The organism is Acinetobacter sp. V91_7 (genome assembly GCF_031799075.1).
Lineage (GTDB): Bacteria > Pseudomonadota > Gammaproteobacteria > Pseudomonadales > Moraxellaceae > Acinetobacter > Acinetobacter calcoaceticus.
The window spans coordinates 1-19,360 of the sequence record NZ_JAVQNT010000041.1 but is presented as its reverse complement, the minus strand read 5'-3'; the positions used below and the strand labels follow the sequence as shown (position 1 = coordinate 19,360).

Below are 19,360 nucleotides of genomic sequence, written 5' to 3'. Positions count from 1 at the left end.
AATCAAAGATTGCCATTCAATTTCACTCATAGTGAACTAAAGTACTAAATACTTAGATTCCAACCTTGTTCTCTGCATTTTCAGGATCAACTTCAGTAAATAAATTGAAGTGCTCAGGCGCATCACCTGGATGTAGAACAACCGGAATGCTCTTCGAGGCTGGAATTTTCGCGTATTTATCATGACTTGAAAGCGCAACAAGAGGATTCGTCTCAGGATAGTATGCCGCTAAACTTCCTTGCGGAATGTTATAAGGCACTATTCGGAAACTTTTGACCACTCGTTTCACGCCATCAGAGAATACGCTTTCAATATCAACCCATTGATTATCAACAAATCCTGCTTCATCAATGTCTTTTTGATTCATAAACAATACGCGACGTTGACCAAAAACACCTCTATATCGGTCATCAAGTCCGTATAAAGTCGTGTTGTATTGATCGTGTGAACGAGTCGTCATTAACGTATAGACTTTGCTCTCTTTATACTCAGCAGCATATTGATTTTCTTGATCTTTATAGACTTCTGTTAATGGTGTGATGAGGAACTGAGCTTTACCAGCTGGGGTATTCCAAACTTTCTCATTCGCAGGATGGATAAGATGGAAACCACCTGGTTGATATACGCGACCATTGAAATCTTTGAACTCTTCAAAAACGTCTTCAATAGAATCACGAATACGATCATAATCCTCAATATACCAACGCCATTTAATTTTAGAGTCTGATAAAGTCGCTTCAGCCATTCGCGCAACGATATCAGGTTCAGAAAGTAAGTTTTGTGAGGCAGGCTCATTACGTCCAGCTGACAAATGGACATTACTCATTGAATCTTCAACTGAGATAGCTTGATTACCCTTCAGTTGTTTATCTACTTCTGTTCGACCTAAACACGGTAAAACTAATGCGTCTTTACCACAAACTAGATGACTACGGTTTAGCTTAGTTGCAATATTGACAACCAATGAACAACGTCTTAAAGCCTCTTGTGTATAAGGAGTATCTGGAGTTGCAACCGCGAAGTTTCCACCTAAACCAATAAAGACCTTCACATCCCCTTCATACATCGCCTTAATGGTATCAACGACACCATAACCATGTTTTCTAGGTGATTTAATTCCAAAAACGCGGTCTATGTTATCAAGCATTTTTTCACTTGGTAACTCATGAATCCCCATCGTCCTATCGCCTTGCACATTACTGTGCCCACGAACTGGGCATAAGCCTGCTCCTGGACGGCCAATCTGCCCTCTCGCTAACAGTAAATTCGCTAACATATGGACATTGGCCGTACCATGTCTGTGTTGTGTGATCCCCATGCCCCAACAAAAAATTGAACGCTCAGAATCTAAGAACATTTTAGCAATTGATTCTAGATTTTCTGGAGAAAGACCAGAATACTTATAAATATCACTCCATTCTGTTCGATCAATTTCTTTTAACATTTCGTCAAAACCAACTGTATTCTCGGCAATATATTGACGATTAAATACACTGGCTTTACCTGCAAGCAATGCTTGTTTATCCCATTCATGAAGATGTTTCATCATGCCTAACAGAAGAGCATAATCCCCGCCAATTTTAGGCTGGAAATAAAAACGACTAATCGGAGTACTTCCATTAGTCATCATCTCAATTGGAGCCTGCGGGTCTTGGAAGCGTTCTAATCCACGTTCTTTAATAGGGTTAATGGCAATAATATTCCCACCTCTACGCGAAACTTCACGCAAAGTACCTAGCATTCGAGGATGGTTCGTACCTGGATTATGTCCAAAGCTGAAGATAGCATCTGCTTCATCAAAGTCTTCTAGAGTAACTGTACCCTTCCCATGCCCAATAGAGTCTTTCAAACCCACACTAGTCGTTTCATGACACATGTTTGAACAATCGGGGAAATTATTGGTTCCAAAACTGCGCACAAATAATTGGTATAAAAACGCAGCTTCATTACTTGCTCGACCTGAAGTATAAAAAGCGGCCTGATCTGGGTTATCTAAAGCCTGAAGATGCTTAGCAATGATTTGAAACGCATCATCCCAAGAAATTGGAACATATTTGTCCGTAGCCGCATCATAACGCATCGGATCTGTTAAACGTCCTAAATCCTCTAAATAGAAATCATTTTGCTCGGCTAGCCAACTGACAGTATGGTGCGCAAAAAATTCTGGAGTAACTCTTTTACTTGTTGCTTCGAATGCAACAGCTTTTGCTCCATTTTCACAAAAGTTAAATGCATGAGCATTCTTTTTTTCAGGCCATGCACAACCAGGACAATCAAAACCTGTTGGCTGGTTAATATTCATTAAAGTAATTGAGCCTTTTGCGAAAACTTCTTGCCTTTTTAAATTTCGAGCAACACTCAATAAAGCCCCCCATCCACCAGCAGGATGTGTATAAGGTTCGATACGCGCGAAATTCGTATTTTCCTGAATATGACGCTCTTCACCTTCAGGTTTTATTTGTTCTGAATTGTTCATTTGAGTGCCCTCTTTATTGGGTTACCTGATTTACTCTAAAATCAGCTCATGAAAAAATTTTAGATCACTTTACTTTACAACCACTCATAACAATCATTCATCATTGTTATCACTTTATTTCATTAAATTACAATTATCTACTCGACATAATAAAACAGTTCTTAAATCGATTTTTTTTGCAGATCATCCACTATAAGTTTATTTCCTTAAATTAATAATTTTCTATCATAATGAAAATTATATTTTTAAACTCGATTCATTTAATATTTGTTATATATAATATTTTTATTAAATTAATATCTCCTATTAATCTATAATCTTCAAGTACTTCCAAGATATAATACACATTATAGGTATAATTAATAATTAACAACTCACTTTTATATCATGCTTATTTTTCAAAAAAAACTGGTCTATTCGCTGCCCTCTTTCATATCTACATATTCATAAAAATATATGATCTTTATGTGAGATCCAAATAACCAAATACAGCCTTTTCAACTCGCTGCTGTAAATGGTTTAAATCACTTTCCCCTGCCATGCTTGCCGCGTTAATCATCCCTTTACTTAAAGCAATTACATCTTGTGCGGCTGCTTTAGATGATGAACTTAGGTAAAGAAAAGAACTTCTTTAAAACTCGCAAGATGTCATAATTTCTTAAATATAATCAATCTTTTCCCGAGTACAAAACTGAACCAACTAAAACCGCTTGTCCTGCAATGCTGACATGTAATATTGAATCTGTTTTCTCAACTGTAACTAAAACTCGCCCCGGTCTTTGTATTGCGAGGCCTTGATACCCCCAATAACTTACTTTCTGGTCACATTCGATTAAATCATAGTGAACAAGGTATGCTCCTGCGGGACCATTTGCATTACCAGTTACAGGATCTTCATTAATACCGATTGCAGGTGCGAACATTCGACCATAAGTAATAGGTTCTTGCTTACTACCTTCCAAAACAAATGGAAAAAACCCATTGCAACCTATTTCAGCACTAATAGCTTTCAATTTTTCATTGTTTGGAATTAATCCATCAAGCTTACTTCTGCTCAGCATTGGCACCATCACCTTGGAATGCCCCGTCGTGACAACTTGTATTGGCAAGTCAGCAAAATCACTTTCACTCATACCCAGCGCGCTTGTAAGTTCACCCCGTTGTCTCGCATTAAAAGGTGGTAAAAATTCTACGCGACCTTGAGTCATTTTCACCAATAACGCTTCTGGACTTCCAAATATTGAAACGGGTAAATGACCAGCCCCTGTTTTTGCGATTAATGGATAGTCTGATTGGTGGCCTGTAGTTGCACGTAAAAAATGAGTGGCGATCGTCGCATGTCCACAGATCGGGACTTCATTTGTTGGCGTAAAATATCGAACATGTATGTCATAGCTTTGATCTTTAGGTAACAAAACAAAGGCAGTTTCTGAATACCCTGCGAATGCAGCAATATCTTGCATCTCTTGAGTTGTAAGATGGTCTGCCTCTAGAACAACTCCCGCTCGATTTCCTGTATTTGGTTTGGTGGTAAATGCATCAACCACATAAATGGTCGTCATGGCACGACTCCTCTGTTGTTAAAATAGTGATCTCAGAAATAGCTCTCGCCATAACCAGAAAATCTTATTTAATTGCAGCAAAACATGTCATAGCTCTAAAAGGTTTATAGTCGCCTCATATAATGATTTTTTGAGCCTTTGTAGTGGTTGTTTGAATTGTATAAATCTAAACATCGGAGATACTATAGTTTTTATTGAAAACGCATTTTTTAAATATGGAAAGGTATGAACTGGGACGATACTAAAATTTTGTTAGCTATTGGCCGGACTGGCGGGTTGAGCCGCAGTGCAAAATTGCTTGGTATCAGTGTTTCTACAGTACATCGCAGAGCCGTTGAACTGGAGAAAAGTCTCAATGCGACTCTTTTTTCCCGAGACAATGATGGCTATACACTTACCCACGTTGGAAAACATTTTTTTTCTTTGGCTGAAAAAGCAGAAGAGCATTTAATAGCGATGGAACGTTACAACGATCAAGGACAACAATCATTGTTCCGTATTGCTTTACCTGAGTTAATTGGGCAGCAGTTGCTCCAATCAAAGCTAACAGCATTGCAACTGAAGCACCCAGATTTACAATTAGAAATCTCAACGAGTGTCGTTCCTGTTGATTTTTCCCGACGGGAAGCTGATATTATTCTTCGACTTGTTCGTCCAGAAAGCGGGCGTTACATTATTCGGCGACTTGGCAAACTGGAGTATGGTCTTTATTGTAGTCAAGATTATCTCGCCAGTTTCACAGAGCATGCTGAAACGGATGATTTATTGAATCATCGTATAATCGGTTGGGACCGAAGCCTTCAATATACTTTCTTAGCACAATGGATGCGTGAACTCACCCAAGATGCATCCCCTGCCTTATCTTTTGATAACATGCACTCGCAACTACGAGCAGTCATTGAAGGACAAGGAGTTACAGCTCTACCTTGTTTTGTTGCCAAGGCTTCGGGTTTAGTGCCAATACTACCTGAGCAAACTTTAAAACAAGATGTCTGGTTAATGCGTCATTTAGATACTAAGAAAAGTGACTATTCAACGTTGATTAGTGAAACGATTGAAAAAGAACTACAAGAATATCTGTTGTGATAGATTGTTTGCTTGACTCAGACTGATAAAAAGAGGAAGAGAGAACGCACAAAATTTTCTTCGTAATCGTCAAATTAGATACGGAAACTATCGGTTACCCTCTAATTCACTATAGATAGTTTGTAGGCACCCATATCCTAGGAAAGTTTTAGTGTAAGACTTGACTCCTATCCCACCTCAACACTCATAGATTTCCCACTTATATACTAAATAAAAATATTTTAAAGAAGAATCACTTAAATCTAGAAATTTTAAAATCAAATATATAAATCAAAAAAAACTAAATACTAATTTTTAGTATATACAAAAATAAATATCTTTTAATATTCAAACCTAACAACCACAAGCCCAAAACATGTTATAGATAAGGAGAGCTGGAGCCCCTATAGGATAGGTATCACGATCTAGAACTTTATATAGCCTAGTCTTATATTTTATAATTAGTATTTTTTCTTTTCGATCAACTACCAAACCAACTCGATAAACAAAATAAAGAGAATCATTATTATTTATTCGCCTAAAGACAAATTGTACTGAATCCTCTTTTTGAATTTTTGAATGATCAATTACTATAAAACCATTACATATAGGACACTTCCATTTATCTAAATCAATACCAATATGCATATTTAAGTTTACCACATCATATAAATTAAGATTGTGCTACAAAACATACATAACAATATCAACAGAAAAATAAAAACATCAATATGAATTTAATTTTAAAAATAAAATTCAATTTAGTAAGTATTAAATTAAAGATTTAAACATAATTTAATACATAAAAAACAGCCAAACTAAAAAAATAATTTATTATTAAACCCCAATATTAATAATTATAATTACTCACTAGATTTTTCAATTATTCTTTGTATCACAGTTCTCGACACAGCAAGATCCTTAGCTAAAGAATATACACTAAATCCTTTTTTAAATTTATTAATAACTTCTTGTTTTTGATCATTCGTTAATTTTTCAGGTCTACCTACTTTCTTAGATAATTTATATTTTTTGTCCGCAGTTTGATCAGACAAGAAAAGTTTTTCAAAACCGATACAAATTCCTATAAAATGAATTAAATTTTCTTTAATATCTCCTTTTAATTCATTATTCATATAACCCAATATAATCAATTTAATTTTTTTTCTTTCAATTAAAATAATTGTTGATAATATTTCTTTAAAGCTATTTCCTAAACAGTCAATACCTTTGACAATTAAAAAGTCATCCTCTTCCAAAGAATAATTAATTAAATTAAAAAACATAGACCTTAAACTAATAGATTTATCAACTGAGACCAACTCTAGAACTACTCTAGTATCTTGAACTTTATGATTAAAATCATTTAACATTGAAATAAAAAATTCTTTTTCTTTATCAAAGTCATCAAGATTAGAATTAATCCGCATATAAGCATAAGTACGCATGCTTCCCCCGTCCTTGGAATTATGTGAAGTACATTCCAAATGTATGTTCAAATCAAAAATTTGGTTCTAGACACTTTTAGAGCTTCACTTATTGTTTTTTATATATAATTAATATCTTAAATTTATATTTTTTTATATTAATATAAATATTTTTATATTTCCACCCATTAAATAACAGAAATATATAATATTAAAAAACATTATATAAATAACAAAAAAGATACCCTGAGAAGTTAATTATTATTTTCAGATTTAGATATCATTAATAAAAATTAGCAATATACTTTAAATATAATAGCTATAAAAATCAATTTTAAATAACAAAGTATCTTTATATATATAACAACAAGCCAGATACTCTTTACAATAAATTATCCAAAATTGTTTTAAACCTATGTATTTAATTTTTCATAAATTTATACACACAACCCCAAACAAAATAAAAACAAAAAATAAATTAATAAAAATCAACTACATATAGCAATTACAAATAATCACATTAGCAATAACTTATTGTTTTTTTATTTTCCACCTACTTAAATTAATTTAATTAAACAATAAAACTAGATTTTAATATAATATTTATATTAGATTCAGAAATATTCAAATTAAAGGGTTAATTCAAGATGGAAAATATCATACAAAAAAAATCAATAAAGTTATTAACTAATATAATTGTGAAAGTTAATAAAAGTTAGAAGTAAGTAGTTATTTAACTATGTATTTAATTGATATGTTTTAAACACTGTATAGTACACTTTTGTGATTTAGTTCATGTTTTTTTTAAAAAAATAAGATGCTAAGATTTGTTTTGTTTTTGTTTCATTTTGGTGTTTTAATATGCGTACATATGCCTATGTTAGAATAGAGCCTAATTTGCAATTTGAATTTTCTAGGTATATCTCTTTTTTTAGTGAGTATGGCTATAAAATCCAAAAGAATAGATTAGTAGTAGAAGAAGTATCAGTTAATAAATCTATTGCTTATAGAGATAAATTTCTGAATTTAATAAGCTATTCTTTAGAGGAAGGAGATATTTTAGTGATAAAAAGCATGGATTGCTTGGGCAATAGTTTTGAAGAAATTTTAGGAATAGTTGATAAAATTGATCAGAAAAAAATTCGATTAATATGCTTAGACTATTCTAAAAATGAAATTAATGGTGACTTGAAAATTTTCTTTCTCCATTTTCTCAAATTATCAGCCGAATTTGAGAAATTGTTCAAGTCTGACAATAAGAAGTTCAAGGATCACAAACCAGCAAGAAAAGTTGGTCGGCCAGAAATATTAAATAATGAACAAAAAAATAGAGTGATTGAATTATTTAAGAAAGGCTACAGCGTATATTCACTCGCTAAAGAATTTTCAGTTACAAGAACAGTAATTCAGCGAATTTTAAATAATGCAACGAAAAGTAATGTATTGTAATTATTAAAATTTTTTAACTTTGCATCCTATTACATACACATGGAATAATATAACAAGGAAGAGTAATGAACAATACAGTATTAAACCGCTAAGCAAAATTAACTCGAGATACTATTAAATCCCAAGCAATGATAAAATAAGTTATTGAAATTTAAACACATATTCAAAATATATTTTATGCTTGAAATTTAGATGTCGACCATTATAGATTAAATTACTTTTTCCATACGATTCGTTAAAAGTAATTTTATACTTTTATTATGATTGCTCAACAAATTAAATAATATTTATTTTCAATAGTTTGCAAAAAAAAATTATATAAAAATATAATTTATATATATTTACTATTGATTATATTATATTTAGATCGTAGAGTTTTCCTTGAATTAAAATGATTTTATTTTCAAGAAAAACTTGACAGTATAGATCTATTTTAAACAATTGATTAACAATTCAACCATTTGAAATTTATAAATTTCAGCTTTCAACAAAAGCAATTCATGCTTTTACAGGCTCTATTATGAATAGTTTATTTATTTTAAAATATGATAAATATTTAATATGAATGATATTTTTTTGAATTTCTCAATAGGCTCAGCAACAGGTAAGATTTATATTCCGACAGGAACTGGACCTTTTCCAACAATTATTATTTTTGATACAGGTTTAATAAAAATCACAGAAACTTATGCTACTTTCTATGCAAAAAAAATGAAAGAAATAGGTTTTTCTGTTTTTATAATAAAATTAAACTTAAATAAAAAAAATGAAATTGGTTCAACAATAGAATATATTTTAAGCCGAGAGGAGGTAAATAGTAATAAGATATACTTAATAGAAATTGAAAAAAATAATCTGATAGATTTCAATATGGAATCATATAAAAATTATTTTCAAGCTATTACTTCAATTAATTGCTTTAGTTTAAATAGTTAACATATTTAAAGAGAACTTTTTTAAATTACTTGAATGATTTATAGAGAGACTAAGCTACTAAAACTTAGTCTACTTTTATGTACTTAATTATCAAAAACCATGACTAACAGATGATTTAGAAACATAAATTGAATTTTGTGGGTTTGCATCTTCTACCCAACATGATTTAGAGACATTAATCTCCTCGCCACTTACTAAAGTAATCTTTGTCTGTTTCACATCGCTAGTAGCATTACTCGCAGCATAGTAATGATGCTTATCACAAATCACTGTCTTCTTATGATTACTTGCATACTGAGTAGCTTTATCTGCTGTAACCTCACCCGTACCTAAACTAGGGTGGCCTGATTTTTCTGCTATTAAATACAATTTATGGCTAGCAATGGTATTAATAGAAGCTGGCGAATAAACAAATTGATGTCCATATGGCTGATTCGCACATCCAGCCAAGATGAGTGTTAATGAAAATACGATTTGAGTTAGAATTAAATTCTTCATTAATTTTAATCCTCATGTTAAATATATAAACATCCATTTTTATAAAACCCATCTTAAATTAAAATTTATAGAATTAGGATCATTAATAATAGATATATCATTAAAATAAGTTTAAGTGAAATTTGACTTTACATTCTTAAATTAGAATCAAAAAATCAATATGACTTTAAATTCTTTATTAATCAAGAAGAGTCCACATCCTAAGAGGTTGTGGACTTAGTGAATATCACTCAAACCTGAAATACGAGGATGATTATGTAATAAGTATCCTCAAAATTATATTCACATGAGAATCCACCACTATCAATTACAAATTAATTAAGTTAAAAATAATTTTTCCTAGGTTAAAAAATATCCTTAATTTACATACAGTAATCTCACTCATAATTTAAAAAATGTTTTAAAATTATGTTTTAAATACACTCTTTTTAAGTCAATTTTCAATTAAAAAAGTACTAAATTTTTAAGATTTTAAATAACTACACTTTTATAAACATATTAAAAATTATAATAATAAAACCTATTTTATAATATTTATATCTAAGATTAGTTAAATATTGGTGATTTATTATTTAAAGGTTTAATAAAATAAACTATAGGCACCAAGAATTACAAAGCTAAAAAACCCTTCTCATCAGAATTTAGTTTTATCCCTGATTCTATGATTGTTTTTTTAAGACAGTTAATGATTATTGCAGAGTTATAAAAATTATTATATCTATTTAATGGAAGTAATACATTTCGGTCACTTGCTGCTAATGATAAATTTGATAAAAAATTTCTCATGAACATATAGCCAGAGAAAGAATTATCTTTAAAAACTAAGCTACCATCAACATACGTACGCTTTATTATGCTATCTGGTAAATTCAATTGACTGTCATCCTTTTTAGCCAAAAAAGCTAATCTATACCACAACTTATTATAAGGTACTTGGTAAATATTATTTTGTAAATTGCTGCTATTTGTTGGTAAAAGAACTCTCCCCTTTGTGTCAATGTCATCTTTTCTTAATAATCTTTCTGACCAGTTTGCCATACCTTCAAGATACCAACTTGGTTTTAATGGACTATAACCATATTGATAAAGATGAAATATCTCATGGGCAACAACTGTCCAATAATTTCCCGGAAAGTTTTTTAATCTACTATTTAATTTAATCAACAAAGCCTTGTTTCTTTTAGGTCCATCAAAACTGTATACATAGGGTTTATCATAGGCAATACCATTATAATTTATACTAACCACATGAATATCAATATAATTTACTTCAGAATTATACCTAGGGCTCTTGATAGGATTAACAAAACCTAGATAGTCAAGTGCATCTATAGTTGCATTAGCTTGAATTGCAATGTTTTCTATATAATCTGGAATATTATTTTTATTAGCATCTATCTGCTCTATCTCATTCAGAGTATAGACGACCCTAATTTTCCCAGATTTATAATATTTTTTTTCGTCTTTTATAGTCATATTTTCTTTGACTCCAGCTAGACATACTAAGCTAAACGATGAGATCAAAAATAAGAAAATAATCTTTAATACATTATTTAAAAATAAGATTTTTCCATAGTTTAAAATTATTTTCATCATTGAATCTCCATACAGATCTAGCGCAGTTTTTATGGAATAAATTTATTTTTTGTCTATTACTTAATAATTCTACAGTAGTATTAATAAATTTTTCTGTATCATTATCCTCAATCAAATAACCATTATAGTCATTAATAATCATTTCACTCGGACCATAATCAATATCAAAAGAAATTACTGGACAATTATTCTTCAAAGAATCTAATATGGCCATACAAAATCCTTCGGATCCACTAGTAAACAACATGAGATCTGCATTTTTAAGTACAGAACTTACATCTGCAATGAATTCACGTAGTCGCACAATACCTTCCAAATTATTATTTTTTATAACTTTATTTAAATTTTCTTTCTCAGGCCCAAAGCCATAAATATCTAAGTTTGCTTGAGGAATTCTCTTATGAATCTCACTAAATAATTCAATAAGTAGATCTAACCGTTTTACTTTATCAAACCTTGCCAAACATACACATTGATATTCCTGTGGTGAAGTTAAACTATTTTCAAATGTTGTATTTTTATAAAAATGGGGGATAACTGTATAGTTAGAATAAGAACCAAATCTCTTGCTAAAATCTATTTTTTGTTTATCTGTTAGAAAAATGAGATGATCAATTTTATCTAAGTTCTCAATATAACTATTGTAGTGAGCATTAGGTTTTGAATCTTTTTCTCTAGCTTTTGAGTAATGTGCAGCATGAATAACCCCAATCACAGTAGAATTTTCTTTTTTATTCAAAAGTATGTTTTTTGCAAAAACTATAGCTCTATCAATAATATAAACCTTATGTTCATTCATATTAATTTTAGATAAAGTATATTCAAACAATTCAATTTCTGAATTAAACTTTCGTGAAATTATACCCTCCTCTCCATATAGATATAAACTAATTATCTTTCCTTCCTTATTATAATTTCTTGATAGAACAAGATGATTATTAATGTCATAGAAGTCTTCTGTAATAACTAATCTATTACTATCTAAGACTTGTGATGAGCTCAAAATTCCCTTTTCATTAAATTTCAATCTTTTAACTATTTGTCCAGATTCAAAAATATTTATATGACTTAAAAGCCCTTGCTTGTTTTTAACATAATATTTACAAAGTTTATTTTTATCATCAAAGACCTTAACATTTCCTAGATTATCATTTTCAATGTTTTCTTCTTCGGTGGAAAATTTATAACTATTTCCATGCTCAAGATCAACTGAAAATTCATTTTTTTGATAATAAGAATATAAATTTAAGAAATTAATATTTTTATTTACTTCTAGATCTAACAGTCCACTTAAATATAAATCCTTATAAAGTACATTAATCATAGGATTATAAGAAAGAGTACATATATTTACTTTAATTCCATTTCTACTAAATAAATCTGCTCTTTTAATCAGTGCAATTAATAGACCATTTTTTTCCTGCTTAATTGCAGGATAAAGCATATATATACCCTTTTCCTGTAACATTATAATTCTCTTATCTTAAATTGATAGGTAAAAAGTTATTCTTGAAAGGTGGTTTTGCATTTTCTTGTAACCACTCATAATAATCAACCTGAGCTTTTGCTACAGGATAAGCCATAAATCCAATTCCTGGACCTGCATTGACCTCAAATATAGCAATGTTCCCTTCCTGATCAATGCCTAAATCTAAACCTAATGAGTCTAAGCGCCATGCATATTGCTTTTGGAAAGCCAGAGGGAATTTTTCGAAAATTTTCTTTATACTTTTATTAATTTTCTCAAATGAATTTGGATAATATTGCTCTAAAAACATTTTTTCACGCGTAGTGATTAATGCTCCTTGCATACCATTCGTAATATCAATATTTTTATTGATATTCACATAGGGAAAGAATTTTATTAACTTCCACTTACCACCCGCTCCTCTACTAATTTGCATGCGAAAAACTGTATTGAGTGAATTATTTGTAGAACTATTAAAATACTTACTTAGGGAATAACCTTTATTCTTAATATCTTTATCAAAAAAATGTCTAAGTTCATTTTTATTAAATTCATTTTTTTTATCTAACTGCTTTACAATATATTTTTTATCTAAGAACTCTACAGAAAAAATTCCTTTCCCCTGATTACTTGATAAGGGCTTTAATATCACTTTCTTATATTTTTGAATTGCATTCAAAAGATCATCAAATTCTTTACAGTCTTCAACACTTATCAAGAATTCATTGATATCTTCAATTTTTTTTAATTTTAGGTCAACATTCTTTTTTGTTCCAATTCTATTTGATGTAAAAGGAATTTTTTCTGCTAATTTTAGATATATTTCCTTATCCTCCGCCTTAACAGCTAGCCTATTTTGAATTACATGAGGAAAGTTAAATTCTTTTTCTAAAACTTTTCCATTTAATATAGTCTTGCCTACTATCTTTTCAGTTTCAAAACATACATCTTTTGCTGTAAAAACATAAGCTTCATGCCCTCGGCTTTGGGCAACAATAATGAAGATTTCCTCTACATCAGTTAAGTTTTTTGCTGGTTTTAAAATTCCAAATATAGACATTATATTACTCCAATTAAATCATTAATCATTTCTTGATCAATCAATCTACTGTGATCATCTTTTGAATACCCTAGGCAAGCAATAAGATATTTATTGCGTATTTTTACTATCTGTACACTATTAAATACATTTGGAAAAAGTGTTCCTGTTTTAATAAATGTTTTCTCATTTGAATCAAAATCAATATTGATATAATTCTTATTCCGTTGAACAACGATACTTTGATGAGGATAAAATAAGAAAGATTCTATTTTTTTATTTTCCAATATATTAAGAACTAATTTCAATAAATCATTAACAGTTGTATATTGTTTACTTTCATATAAGCCATGTGAATTTACAATATTTGTAAGCTTCATCCCAATTCTATTTATTACTTTTCTTGCATGTTCCTCATAAGGAACATTCGTTTTTTCTTCAATTACTTCCTTTAATACTTCAGCACTCGTATTACTTGACTTAAACATCATATTTTTAAGTAAGTCATTAATTGTTATAAGATCATTCTCCAACAAGTTATAACCACTTCCAACTATTAAATTATTTTTTTTAATTTTAACAATTTCTCTTAAAGAAATATTTAAATCAAAAACCAAAAACAATGTTAATAACTTTACAACAGACCCTGGTACAATTTTTATATTTTTACTCTTAGAATAAACTTCAATGCTGTGCTCTTCATCAACAATAAAGATTGACAATGACTTAGCCGAGATTTTCTCAATTTTTTTCATAATTGAATTAAATTCGATTAATCCTATTACTTTATTTTCTACATTTATAATAGTGTTCATACTTTACTCCACTATTAACTTTTTCAATTTCATTTTTTCTAAATTATTTTTTTTCAAATCAAATTCAATTAAAAACTGTTGAATATTATCTATTTCTAGATTTTGAATATCTGAAAATCCATATTCCCACCATTTTGATTTTAGTAACTGGTTAATAGTATCTTTATCAAATCTGTATTTTATAATTTTTGCAGGATTGCCACCGACAATTGCATAAGGAGGTACATCTTTTGTAACGACTGAATTTGCTGCAATTACAGCTCCATTTCCAATAGTTATCGTTGGCTTTAACAACGCTCTTGCCCCTATCCAAACATCATGCCCAATATCCAGTCCTTTTAATTCAGGATTATTTGGTAACCTTCGAGCATTTTGATCCACCTTATTTATTTCTAAATATTTTTGATAAATTATAAAATTTCGATCATATGTTGTTGCTGAGGTTGTAAGCCATTCATGAGGATGCCTTAAACCAAGTACTCTCACTCCTTCTGCTATGGAGCAATACCGACCCACTTTAGTCGTAATTGGCAATAGAGACCAACTATAAGAAAATGCGCCCATACTCCAAATGTTGTTACCGACTAAAAATGCACAAAAAGGTTCAATTTCTACTTTTTCTAAAAAATTAATAAAATCTTCATCAAGAAATCTTGAGTTACCATTACGAGTAAAAAATATATTATTTTCACCCATGGTTTCTTTTAGCTCTATATATTGTCTTTTCATATATCACTCAAAATATTTATAAAAAGCTACTAAACCAGATAAATTATGCTCTTGATCATCTATTCGTGCTCTAAAACGATCATGTCTAACAAAGAATGCATTCTTAACTTTATCTGGCCTAGCCATATACATTGCTAATTCTGGATAAAAGAAACCGGTAGAACACTGAAACTCAACTCTATATTTAATTAATTCTTTTAACTCATCAAATTTAGCTTCATTAAACAACTCTAGATAATTATTATCTCGCATATATAAAACCATTTTATATGCTGACATCATCATTTCTAAAAATGTTGCATAAGCAGTTTTTCTATTTTTAATAAAATCCATGTGATTTAGATAATTATTCATTCCAAATCTGAAATATTTTTCTTCAGGGCATATTTTTGTTAATTCATTTGTACAATAACTTAACCAATGGTCATGATACTTATCATATTTTTTAACAATAAAATTGTTAAACATTAGTTTAACAGTATCTAGTAAATCTTTATTTTTATTAATCTGATATAAACGTAAAAGCCCTAAAGCAGCTTCACCATCATAATATACAATTCTAAATTTCTCTTTTACACTTAATGAAGGATAATTTAAAATATGACTAGTTTGTCCATGTTCATCAATCATATATTTTATCCCCTTTGCTAGCATTTCAGCATTTTTAAGATACTTATCATTACCAGTTATTTCCTGATATTTAGCAAGCATAAAAATTGCAGTTGCATTTGAACCTAATTTTATTTCTAAATCTTGCTCTCCATCAATCATAAATCCTTTTTCTTCTATAATTTTATAAAATTTCTGAAATGCATACTCCATAGATCTTTCAATTTTATCTAAATATTTTTTATTAAAATCTACTTCTAATGTTTCTAACAAGGCATATAAAGATGTACAATGCCGGACTGTATTATAGCTTTTAATCTCTCTATCATAAGCAGGAAAATAACCATAAATAAAGCGACCATCATCCATAATTTGATTATACAAAAACTCGGCATTATTAATAATAATTTCTTTGATCTCAGCCTTACTAATTTTAGAATGACATCTTATTCCATTTGCTACACCTACAGTCTGCAAATCAACAAACACCCCATTTTCATAAAAAGCAGCTATAGTGTCAAAAACCCACACTTTTTTTATATCATTCAATTTAAAGTACTTAGTAATATTTTTATATTTTGCTTTTATCGCATCATTAAGATTCTTTTCATCAAAAAAATTAGGTTTATCAAATGAAATACCTTTTATAATAGCTTTACCATATATTTCTTGTTCTAAAAAACATAGATTAAACTTTCCATCAAAGCTGATACCTTTTCTATAATGATTATTATGCTCTTGATTTAAAATAAAAAACTCAACATCACCCCAGCTCTCTTCACTGATATTATATGCAAGATCTATTTTAAAAAACTCAGCTAGTCCTCTATTTTTAGAATATAAATTATCTAAAAAAGAATATATTCTCTTTAATACAGTATTAATATTTTCATCAAAAGTATTCCATACTTCACAGCGTTTTTTCTCATTTCCAACAGATAAGAAAACACATATACCTCCCTCATTTTCAGAATGGTTTTTCAATTGAATTAACAACCAATCTTTTAATTTTTTTTTGAATTCCTCAAATTTACTATAGGTATTAATTTCCATATTATCACTTTAAAAAATCTTTTAAGTTATTATAACATATCATATTTAATTTCAAAATTATTTAACAAAATAAAAAAGAGGATCCGTAGATCCTCTTTTTTCAAATAATCAAATTAAAATAATATTTGACTATTTTGCAGTAGTTCATCAATCGTAGTAGTAGTATTTTTAAGAGTTAAGATTTCTGTAGAATTATAAGATATTCCACTTCCATCTCTATCTATACTAATTACTGTATCTGCACCTACTTGAGTAGCAGTTACATATTGACCAATATTTGTATTATTAACAGACTGACCTGATAATAAAGTACTTATATCGATTTTATCTCCTTCTGCTTTATTAAAATCACTCCAGGTATCTGAACCATTTCCACCTGTAGAATCTGTAGCATTTAGAAGGTTGAATATAACTGTATCTGCACCAGTACCAGTTGTATAAACATCATTTCCTGATGTACCAGAAATTAAATCATTTCCAGTACCCGTTTCATAATGTCTACCCAAGTTAATTGTTAATGTAGCTACATTACTTTCATCGCCATTCGCAGCTATAAGTTTATAATTGAAACTTGTAGTTTGACTTCCGTCTGCTGTGGCATTTGGAGTAAATGTATATGTACCGTTTGCAGCAATATTTAATGTTCCATTACTGTAAACCAAAGTTTGACCAGTAGCTTCAACAAATACGCCAGCTGCATTTTCTACAAACAACTTGGTACCCACACCACCTGTCACATCAGTACCATTACCACTATCATCTGTAATTATGTTACCTGTTGCTGGAGTAAATTCTCCAGAAGCAGTAAATACATCGTAATGTGTCAATGTTGGTTGAACTGAGGTTTGTACCGTAGTCGTATTAGTACCATTAACAAGGAATGACTCATTGCTTTCAGTACTTGTATACACTACACGCCATTGTGTCGCCACACTATCCGCAGGTATTGAATAACTATTATCAATGATCGTAGCATTCGATCCACCTAGGAATGGATGACTATAAGTTGTAGTTGGTGAAACATATACAGTTTGCCAGCTACCCCCTACCAATTTTTGTACGCTATAACCGAAGGTATCATTATTAGCGCCAGATGAATCAGTTGTAGTAACTTTGATAGATAAAACAGCTGAGGCATTTTTATCTACAGTAACAACATCTGAAGTATCTGTTCCAGGATTACGCGTATAAGTATAACCACCAAATAAGCTACCAGTACGAGTAACTGAAGCCGTCATTGAACCAAGATCTGCCGATTTTGTTTCAACAAAGTTTTTGTAATCTACTTGAGCACCATTGATATCATTAGTAGCAACTAAATCAACTGTACCATCCAAAGTAGGGTCAGCTGGCCAGTTAATGTCTACTTGAGAACTATCAATTCGGATATTGAGATTAGCTGTTGCTGTATTTCCATCAACATCTTGAATTGTATAAGTAAACGTATCAACTTTACCTACTGAGTTAGGAATTTCCGGATTTCTGATGTATTCATAATTCCCATCCTTATCAATATAGAGATCGCCATAAGCCCCTTCTATTTTTTGGAAACCATTATCAGATTGATTCACCGTTAATGTATTACCAGTCTCAGAAACTACTTGCGTAACGACTAATGGCTGACCTTCAGGATCGACATCCGCTACATCCCCCGGACCTTCAGGAACAATGACGTTACCACTTACAACAACCTCACCATAATCAGTTGCTACGCCACCTGATGGAATGGTTAAAGTTGGGAAGCCTAAACCTGTAAAGTTAAGCCCTTGGTCATTTGTCATGACAATGGCATATTTACCTTCAGGTAAGTCATTAATTGTAGTTCCACCTGTATAGAACCCTACAACTGCTGCAAAAGCAGTTCCAGCATTTGGAATATGCTCATAAAGCTCATATTCTCCCGTATTTTCATTTAGGCGAAGAACATCGAGGCCTAAACTCACAATACCCACACCAGCATATAAGCCACTGATATTTACATTAAAGTCCTGCAATGTTCCTTGAGGAACTTCTACTTGCAACGCATTGTTCGCAGCCCATGTCCAATCCAAAATCAAACCATCATAAGAAGGTAAAACTACAGACGTCTTAGATTGTGTAGGTACGGAACTTGTCGTCGGATCAATATTGGCATCGAGCGTTGCCAAGTCATCATTCGCAACCAAGTCCGAGTCGCTGTCAGAGTCCGAATCACTGTCAGAATCAGAGTCACTGTCCGAATCAGAGTCGCTGTCCGAATCAGAGTCACTGTCAGAATCCGAGTCGCTGTCGCTATCCGAATCGCTGTCAGAATCCGAGTCACTGTCAGAATCAGAATCGCTGTCAGAATCCGAGTCGCTGTCAGAATCAGAGTCACTGTCAGAGTCAGAGTCGCTGTCCGAATCAGAGTCACTGTCAGAGTCAGAATCGCTGTCAGAGTCAGAATCGCTATCCGAATCCGAATCGCTGTCAGAGTCCGAGTCGCTGTCAGAGTCTGAATCGCTGTCGCTATCAGAGTCACTGTCAGAATCCGAGTCACTGTCAGAATCCGAGTCGCTGTCAGAGTCAGAGTCGCTGTCAGAGTCCGAGTCTGAGTCTGAATCACTGTCAGAATCAGAGTCACTGTCAGAATCCGAGTCGCTGTCCGAATCCGAGTCGC

General features: G+C 31.0%; 15 protein-coding genes and 1 pseudogene. 3 read left to right on the top strand and 13 right to left on the bottom strand.

All coding sequences use genetic code 11. The features are described 5' to 3' along the window. Positions 1-52: 52 nt before the first annotated feature. The 3 genes and pseudogenes from RMB03_RS13625 to RMB03_RS13615 form a co-directional block, all read right to left on the bottom strand. On the bottom strand, positions 53-2,476 hold the full coding sequence (locus RMB03_RS13625; protein WP_311076609.1) for an FdhF/YdeP family oxidoreductase: 2,424 nt from the start codon (positions 2,474-2,476) through the stop codon (positions 53-55). A 463-nt stretch (positions 2,477-2,939) separates the two neighbouring features. Further along, a pseudogene (locus RMB03_RS13620) lies at positions 2,940-3,083 on the bottom strand (TetR/AcrR family transcriptional regulator); the annotation flags it as partial. Positions 3,084-3,144: 61 nt separating this feature from the next. Then, positions 3,145-4,038: a PhzF family isomerase gene (locus RMB03_RS13615; protein ID WP_311076608.1), complete on the bottom strand. Its 894-nt coding sequence runs from the start codon at positions 4,036-4,038 to the stop codon at positions 3,145-3,147. A gap of 225 nt (positions 4,039-4,263) precedes the next feature. Here RMB03_RS13615 and RMB03_RS13610 point away from each other — a divergent pair, with 225 nt between their 5' ends. Continuing rightward, positions 4,264-5,124 (top strand): LysR family transcriptional regulator, encoded by an 861-nt coding sequence (locus tag RMB03_RS13610; RefSeq protein ID WP_311076607.1) that lies wholly within the window; start codon positions 4,264-4,266, stop codon positions 5,122-5,124. Between the two features lie 333 nt (positions 5,125-5,457). On the opposite strand, the gene RMB03_RS13605 is transcribed toward RMB03_RS13610, so the two are convergent. Both RMB03_RS13605 and RMB03_RS13600 read right to left on the bottom strand, forming a co-directional pair. Then, entirely contained in the window at positions 5,458-5,751 is a 294-nt protein-coding gene (locus RMB03_RS13605) for a hypothetical protein (RefSeq protein WP_311076606.1), read from the bottom strand. 215 nt (positions 5,752-5,966) lie between these two features. After that, the gene (locus RMB03_RS13600; protein ID WP_311076605.1) at positions 5,967-6,551 is read right to left on the bottom strand and encodes a resolvase; all 585 of its coding nucleotides are present in this window, start codon (positions 6,549-6,551) and stop codon (positions 5,967-5,969) included. 840 nt (positions 6,552-7,391) lie between these two features. Between RMB03_RS13600 and RMB03_RS13595 the strand changes: the two genes are divergently transcribed. Both RMB03_RS13595 and RMB03_RS13590 read left to right on the top strand, forming a co-directional pair. Next, a complete protein-coding gene (locus tag RMB03_RS13595; RefSeq protein WP_311076604.1) occupies positions 7,392-7,979 on the top strand; it encodes a recombinase family protein in 588 nt (195 codons plus the stop codon). Positions 7,980-8,540: 561 nt separating this feature from the next. Then, on the top strand, positions 8,541-8,915 hold the full coding sequence (locus tag RMB03_RS13590; protein ID WP_311076603.1) for a hypothetical protein: 375 nt from the start codon (positions 8,541-8,543) through the stop codon (positions 8,913-8,915). A gap of 90 nt (positions 8,916-9,005) precedes the next feature. On the opposite strand, the gene RMB03_RS13585 is transcribed toward RMB03_RS13590, so the two are convergent. The 8 genes from RMB03_RS13585 to RMB03_RS13550 form a co-directional block, all read right to left on the bottom strand. Next, a complete protein-coding gene (locus RMB03_RS13585; protein WP_311076602.1) occupies positions 9,006-9,413 on the bottom strand; it encodes a hypothetical protein in 408 nt (135 codons plus the stop codon). Positions 9,414-10,022: 609 nt separating this feature from the next. Next, entirely contained in the window at positions 10,023-11,009 is a 987-nt protein-coding gene (locus RMB03_RS13580) for a hypothetical protein (protein WP_311076601.1), read from the bottom strand. Then, positions 10,963-12,477 carry a glycosyltransferase gene (locus RMB03_RS13575; protein ID WP_311076600.1) on the bottom strand — a complete coding sequence of 505 codons (1,515 nt, stop codon included), beginning with the start codon at positions 12,475-12,477 and terminating at the stop codon, positions 10,963-10,965. Before RMB03_RS13575 ends, RMB03_RS13580 begins: the two co-directional genes overlap by 47 nt. A 10-nt stretch (positions 12,478-12,487) precedes the next feature. Then, on the bottom strand, positions 12,488-13,537 hold the full coding sequence (locus tag RMB03_RS13570) for a YheC/YheD family protein (protein ID WP_311076599.1): 1,050 nt from the start codon (positions 13,535-13,537) through the stop codon (positions 12,488-12,490). Beyond that, entirely contained in the window at positions 13,537-14,331 is a 795-nt protein-coding gene (locus RMB03_RS13565) for a serine hydrolase (RefSeq protein ID WP_311076598.1), read from the bottom strand. Before RMB03_RS13565 ends, RMB03_RS13570 begins: the two co-directional genes overlap by 1 nt. A gap of 3 nt (positions 14,332-14,334) precedes the next feature. Next, complete coding sequence (locus RMB03_RS13560) at positions 14,335-15,060, bottom strand: CatB-related O-acetyltransferase (RefSeq protein ID WP_311076597.1); 726 nt, start codon at positions 15,058-15,060, stop codon at positions 14,335-14,337. A 3-nt stretch (positions 15,061-15,063) separates the two neighbouring features. After that, a complete protein-coding gene (locus tag RMB03_RS13555) occupies positions 15,064-16,722 on the bottom strand; it encodes a poly alpha-glucosyltransferase (protein ID WP_311076596.1) in 1,659 nt (552 codons plus the stop codon). Positions 16,723-16,835: 113 nt separating this feature from the next. Continuing rightward, a partial coding sequence (locus RMB03_RS13550) for a BapA/Bap/LapF family large adhesin (protein ID WP_311076595.1) occupies positions 16,836-19,360 on the bottom strand: 2,525 nt, incomplete at its 5' end.

What these genes read in the sequence shown, in the direction of transcription:
- RMB03_RS13625 (WP_311076609.1), bottom strand. Translation starts at nt 2,476, where the DNA reads ATGAACAATTCAGAACAAATAAAACCTGAAGGTGAAGAGCGTCATATT.
- RMB03_RS13615 (WP_311076608.1), bottom strand. Translation starts at nt 4,038, where the DNA reads ATGACGACCATTTATGTGGTTGATGCATTTACCACCAAACCAAATACA.
- RMB03_RS13610 (WP_311076607.1), top strand. Translation starts at nt 4,264, where the DNA reads ATGAACTGGGACGATACTAAAATTTTGTTAGCTATTGGCCGGACTGGC.
- RMB03_RS13605 (WP_311076606.1), bottom strand. Translation starts at nt 5,751, where the DNA reads ATGCATATTGGTATTGATTTAGATAAATGGAAGTGTCCTATATGTAAT.
- RMB03_RS13600 (WP_311076605.1), bottom strand. Translation starts at nt 6,551, where the DNA reads ATGCGTACTTATGCTTATATGCGGATTAATTCTAATCTTGATGACTTT.
- RMB03_RS13595 (WP_311076604.1), top strand. Translation starts at nt 7,392, where the DNA reads ATGCGTACATATGCCTATGTTAGAATAGAGCCTAATTTGCAATTTGAA.
- RMB03_RS13590 (WP_311076603.1), top strand. Translation starts at nt 8,541, where the DNA reads ATGAATGATATTTTTTTGAATTTCTCAATAGGCTCAGCAACAGGTAAG.
- RMB03_RS13585 (WP_311076602.1), bottom strand. Translation starts at nt 9,413, where the DNA reads ATGAAGAATTTAATTCTAACTCAAATCGTATTTTCATTAACACTCATC.
- RMB03_RS13580 (WP_311076601.1), bottom strand. Translation starts at nt 11,009, where the DNA reads ATGATGAAAATAATTTTAAACTATGGAAAAATCTTATTTTTAAATAAT.
- RMB03_RS13575 (WP_311076600.1), bottom strand. Translation starts at nt 12,477, where the DNA reads ATGTTACAGGAAAAGGGTATATATATGCTTTATCCTGCAATTAAGCAG.
- RMB03_RS13570 (WP_311076599.1), bottom strand. Translation starts at nt 13,537, where the DNA reads ATGTCTATATTTGGAATTTTAAAACCAGCAAAAAACTTAACTGATGTA.
- RMB03_RS13565 (WP_311076598.1), bottom strand. Translation starts at nt 14,331, where the DNA reads ATGAACACTATTATAAATGTAGAAAATAAAGTAATAGGATTAATCGAA.
- RMB03_RS13560 (WP_311076597.1), bottom strand. Translation starts at nt 15,060, where the DNA reads ATGAAAAGACAATATATAGAGCTAAAAGAAACCATGGGTGAAAATAAT.
- RMB03_RS13555 (WP_311076596.1), bottom strand. Translation starts at nt 16,722, where the DNA reads ATGGAAATTAATACCTATAGTAAATTTGAGGAATTCAAAAAAAAATTA.